The following is a 5,479-nucleotide window of genomic DNA, read 5'->3' on the forward strand; positions in this document are numbered from 1 at the left end:
ACCTTAAACCATTGCGTAAAAAACTAAACATTTAAACCTCTAACTACAAACTAAAATTTTATCTTTGCTGAAATTTAAAAATTTGAAAATGAATTTTGTTGAAGAACTGCGTTGGAGAGGCATGTTACACGATATTATGCCTGATACTGAAGACTATTTATTAAAAAATAAAACAAAGGGTTATATTGGCTTCGATCCTACAGCAGATTCGCTGCATATTGGAAGTTTAGTGCCTATTATTATATTAATGCATTTTCAAAAAGCAGGTCATTATCCAATCGCTTTGGTTGGTGGAGCTACTGGAATGGTTGGAGATCCTTCAGGGAAATCTGACGAGCGCAATTTACTAGATGAAGCAACTTTAAATAAAAATGTTGCAGGTGTAAAAGGACAGTTAGCTCGATTTTTAGATTTTGAAAGTACCGTTGAAAATAAAGCCGAATTGGTTAATAATTACGATTGGATGAAAGAAATTTCATTAATTGATTTTGTGCGTGATGTTGGAAAACACATTACTGTGAATTATATGATGGCAAAAGATTCTGTAAAAAAACGTTTAGATTCAGATGCTAAAACCGGAATGAGTTTTACAGAGTTTACGTATCAATTATTTCAAGGATACGATTTTTACCATTTGTACAAAGAAAAAGATTGTATGTTGCAAATGGGAGGTTCAGATCAATGGGGAAATATTACTACCGGAACCGAATTAATTAGAAGAAAAGCACAAGGAAAAGCCTACGCAATTACATGTAAATTAATTACAAAAGCAGACGGTACAAAATTTGGAAAAACAGCTGGTGGAAATGTGTGGTTAGATGCTAACAGAACCTCTCCTTACAAATACTACCAATATTGGTTAAACTCATCTGATGAAGATGCAGAAAGCTATATAAAAATATTTACTTTTTTAGACAAAGAAACTATTGAAGCCTTAATTGCTGAACATAAACAAGCACCACATTTACGTATTTTACAAAAGAAAATAGGTGAAGAAGTTACAATTATGACTCACGGAAAAGAAGCATATGAAAATGCAATAAAAGCGTCAAATATATTGTTTGGAAAATCTACTGCTTCCGATTTAAAAAGTCTAGACGAACAAACATTTTTAGATGTCTTTGATGGTGTTCCTCAAGCAGAAATTAACCGTTCTGTAATTGAAAACGGACTTGATATTATTGCGGCTTTTGCCGAAAACGGATTTTTAAAATCTAACGGTGAAGTGCGCAGAGCTTTAAAAGAAAACTCCATTTCGGTTAATAAAGAAAAAGTTACAGAAGATTTTGTAATTACACCTGCAGATTTAATTGCAGATAAATTTGTATTATTACAACGCGGAAAAAAGAGTTATTTTTTATTGAAAGTGATTTAAAAACTTGATTAATTTATAGTTAAGAAATTTAAATTAAGAATGTTGTCATTCCGAGGTACAAGCAATCTCATATTGTTATATGCTCTATTGAGATTCCTCCTATGTCGAAATGAAAAGAAAGTGCATCAATATTTTGACTTACCAACATTGGGAAGTATTTCTAAGAACTAAATTTTAATACCCAATTTTAGCACGTACTCTTTTTAAAACATCTGAAGCTACAACTTTAGCCTTTTTTGCTCCAATTGCCAATGCCTTATCTATTTCATTTAGATTTTCCATATAATAATTATAACGTGCTCTTTCTTCAGAAAATTTATTGATTAACAATTCATAAAAAGCTTGTTTTGCATGTCCATAACCATAGTTTCCACCTACGTAATTAGCTCTCATTACTGCAATTTCTTCAGGAGAAGCCAATAATTTATATAAGTTAAATAAATTACAAGTATCTGGATTTTTAGGTTCTTCTAAAGGTGTAGAATCCGTTTTAATCTTCATAATTTGTTTACGAAGTTGCTTGTCTGGTAAAAATAAATTGATAATATTCCCACTAGATTTACTCATTTTTCCACCATCAGTGCCAGGCACCCACATAGTTCCTTCTTGAATTTTTGCATCAGGCGGAACCAAGGTATCACCCATTTGGTGGTTAAACCTATTTGCTACATCTCTGGAAATTTCTAAATGTTGTAACTGGTCTTTTCCAACGGGAACAATTTCAGCATCGTACAATAAAATATCTGCAGCCATGAGCATTGGGTATGCAAATAGTCCGGCATTTACATCTTCTAATCTATCAGCTTTATCTTTAAAACTATGCGCCAATGTTAAACGTTGGTATGGAAAAAAACAACTTAAATACCAAGAAAGTTCCGTAACTTCTGGAATATCACTTTGTCTGTAAAAAACACTTTTATCAACATCTAAACCAAAAGCAAGCCAGGTTGCAGCTGTGCTGTAGGTGTTTTGACGTAATTCGTCTCCGTTTTTAATTTGTGTAAGTGAGTGCATATCTGCAATAAATAAAAACGATTCGTTTTTTGGATCGTTTGCCATTTCAATTGCTGGAATAATTGCTCCTAATAAGTTACCTAAATGTGGTGTTCCTGTACTTTGAACTCCTGTTAAAATTCTTGACATTTATTTTATAATTTTGACAGCAAAAATACATATTTAGGATTAACTATCTAAATTAAATCCTCAACTCTTAAATTAAAATATTAGTCAATACCTTTTTGAGATTTAAATCCATTTTTAAGTTCTTTCGACCTTAGCTGTGGAACATACCCAAAAGATTGTTTCAAATAATTCACTTGATTTTTATTTACACAAGGTAAATTACCGTTTCCAGTAGCCCAAAAAAAGGTATCATCACTTGGTGAATAGAATTCAAAACCTTCAATATTTTCCTTAGTAAAAGGCGTGTTTATTTTTGATTTCCCTTCAGGAATAAGCATATTCTTTGATTTAAATTTACTTAACTTCATTGCAAAAGAATTTTTTGTTAAAGCATTTAAATTGATTTCAAAAAATATAGGAATTGCGCTTAAAAGGATAATTATGGTCAGAAAATAGTTGATATAACTTTTATTTTTAATAAATGGTATTATTATTTGAAGCGATAAGAAAATAATAAACACAAAGAAAAATCTATATTGAGGAGAATTATTCCAAAGAATTATAAATTGTAAAATGGCTAAAAAATAAATAATACTAATTGGTTTTTTAGCAGTGTTTTTAAAAATAAATAACGGAAAAACCAATAATAAAAACACATAGAGTTTGTTAAAAACACCATGTAATTTTGAAATATTTAACCAAAATAAAAAACGATCAACAATGGTTAAATCAGCAACTTCCTGATTGTCAAATCCTGCTAAATAAGTTCCATAATTATAAAATTGCACTAAAGATTGTGGCTGTTTCCAATCGAAATTAAAAAGATCAATAGTTTCAATTGGGAAAAAGAGATAGCCCGAAATTATACTATTTTTTACTAAAAAAATAATAAGAACTACCCCACTTAATAACGTAAAAGTTAAAACATGCTTCTTTAAAGATTGAAAATTTTTAAAAAACAGCAATAATATCAGAAAAATTATAACAGCAATAGTTACTTTAATTAGACACAAAAAAAGGACTAAACTCAATACAATTTTAAATGAATTTTCATCTATAGTATTGTATTGCTTTATAAATATATAAAAAACATAAGGTGTTAAAACAAACACTATTAAATCTGGTGAAGGTGCATTTATAAATTGCATAAAGAAAATAGTGAAAAGTAAAATTGCACCAAAACATAAATCTTGAGTGTCTAAATTATACTTATAATTGTTTATTTTTTCAAGAGCAAGTAAACTCATTAGTATAAATAAAAACCCATTTAAATCATTAAAATAATCCGAAATAAAAGGAAAACTAAATCCAGCTTGTAACGTATGCCAAGCAGAATTTTGAGCAAAAAACATGTGTAAATTTGCCAACCCTTTTACATAACCAAAATCGTTAATCCATTTTATAGTTTGAATATAATAAGACTCATTATCTAAAAGATATGGCGCAGTTGCACTTTGGGCAAGTGTAATTATAAAAATTACAAAAAAAAGCACTTTAAATAAAATATCAAGTTTACTAATAGTGTTTATAAATGACTTAATTTCTTTTATAAAAAGCTGCTTATTGGAAAAAAAAATGATGAGGTTTAGAATAAAAACAATACTATAAAATTCAATATTTATTCTTATAAAAAAAGCAGCTATACTTGTAAAAATGGTATAAAAAAATAAACCTAAAATATGATGAATAACAACATGACAATTAGTAATTCTAACTATTTTTTTAAATAGAATTCCAAAATTCAGAGTAGTTATAAAAATATAAATAAAACTGAAAAATATAAGTAGCATTTAAAAGAGATTTACCCAAACAAACATTATAATCGAGGCAAGTTTGAGTTGTTAAATTTTAAAAAATTAATACTTCATAAATATATAAAATAAAAGTAATTTTCAGTTACATTCTTTTTTGTTAATCAGATTGTCATTCAAAATATTTACATTTGACCAATGAAAATTTTTAAATATCCTTTATTCATTTTATGGCGTTGCTGGTTTTATGGCTGGTTATTATTTAGCATTATAGCTATTTTTCCAGTATTATTAATTGTAACCTCATCAGATAAATTTTATAAAGTATTTTTTAAACTAGCAAGAGCTTGGGGAAAAACCTTGCTATTTGTAATGGGTTTTAAACTAGACGTGCAAGAGGATGAAACTTTAGACGATACTAAAAGTTATATGTTTTGCCCAAATCATACCTCTATGATTGATATAATGGTGATGCTTGCTTTGGCTAAGAATCCGTTTGTTTTTGTCGGAAAAAAAGAACTGACTAAAATTCCAATTTTTGGATATTTTTACAGACGAACCTGCATTATTGTTGACAGAAATAGTTCTAAAAGTAGAAAAGCCGTATTTGATGAAGCCCGAAAAAAGTTAAGTAACGGTTTAGATGTGTGCATTTTTCCTGAAGGACTAGTTCCTGATGATGAAAGTATTGTATTAGCAGATTTTAAAAATGGTGCATTTCGTTTAGCAATTGAACATCAAATTCCAATAGTTCCAATAACTATGTACGATTGTAAAAAACGATTTTCATATACTTTTTTTAGCGGAAGCCCTGGGAAATTACGCGTAAAAATTCATCATTTTTTTAAAACTAACGGGCTTACTTTAAAAGACAGTGCTACCTTAAAAAATAAAACTTTCGATTTAATTTATAACGAACTTATTACTGACCACAAAAAGCAACTAAAAAATACATAAATACTTCTAAATTCGTTATACAAAAATGAAAGGAAAAAAAATTACTTATTACAATCCTAAAGAAGAAAAATTAAATGTAATTTCTCATGCATTTGGACTAATTTTAAGCGTTATCGCTTTGGTCTTACTAGTTGTTTTTGCAAGTTTAGAAGGTTCGGCTTGGCATATAGTTAGCTTTAGTATTTATGGTGCAAGTTTAATAGTTTTATATGCAGCATCCACATTTTATCATAATTCAAAAACGCCTAAACTACGTTATAGATTAAATATTTTC

5 protein-coding genes are annotated in these 5,479 nt (G+C 28.6%); 3 read left to right on the plus strand and 2 right to left on the minus strand.

Annotation, left to right across the window (positions count from 1 at the left end; genetic code table 11):
• Positions 1 to 88: 88 nt before the first annotated feature.
• Positions 89 to 1,375, plus strand: coding sequence for a tyrosine--tRNA ligase (tyrS, locus tag AB1Z17_RS01940; RefSeq protein WP_368050103.1), 1,287 nt, complete (start codon positions 89 to 91; stop codon positions 1,373 to 1,375).
• A gap of 174 nt (positions 1,376 to 1,549) precedes the next feature.
• Here tyrS and trpS read toward each other — a convergent pair whose 3' ends face one another.
• The gene (gene trpS, locus AB1Z17_RS01945) at positions 1,550 to 2,518 is read right to left on the minus strand and encodes a tryptophan--tRNA ligase (RefSeq protein ID WP_368050104.1); all 969 of its coding nucleotides are present in this window, start codon (positions 2,516 to 2,518) and stop codon (positions 1,550 to 1,552) included.
• An 80-nt stretch (positions 2,519 to 2,598) separates the two neighbouring features.
• Positions 2,599 to 3,990, minus strand: coding sequence for a hypothetical protein (locus tag AB1Z17_RS01950; RefSeq protein WP_368050105.1), 1,392 nt, complete (start codon positions 3,988 to 3,990; stop codon positions 2,599 to 2,601).
• 456 nt (positions 3,991 to 4,446) lie between these two features.
• Here AB1Z17_RS01950 and AB1Z17_RS01955 point away from each other — a divergent pair, with 456 nt between their 5' ends.
• Positions 4,447 to 5,205, plus strand: coding sequence for a lysophospholipid acyltransferase family protein (locus AB1Z17_RS01955; RefSeq protein WP_368050106.1), 759 nt, complete (start codon positions 4,447 to 4,449; stop codon positions 5,203 to 5,205).
• Positions 5,206 to 5,230: 25 nt separating this feature from the next.
• Positions 5,231 to 5,479 (plus strand): hemolysin III family protein (locus AB1Z17_RS01960; RefSeq protein WP_368050107.1); only part of this gene is annotated, 249 nt, incomplete at its 3' end.

This window comes from Lutibacter sp., assembly GCF_040883305.1.
In the GTDB taxonomy this organism is placed as follows: Bacteria; Bacteroidota; Bacteroidia; order Flavobacteriales; family Flavobacteriaceae; genus Lutibacter.

Coding starts and splice junctions, on each gene's coding strand:
- tyrS (WP_368050103.1), top strand. CDS start 89: ATGAATTTTGTTGAAGAACTGCGTTGGAGAGGCATGTTACACGATATT.
- trpS (WP_368050104.1), bottom strand. CDS start 2,518: ATGTCAAGAATTTTAACAGGAGTTCAAAGTACAGGAACACCACATTTA.
- AB1Z17_RS01955 (WP_368050106.1), top strand. CDS start 4,447: ATGAAAATTTTTAAATATCCTTTATTCATTTTATGGCGTTGCTGGTTT.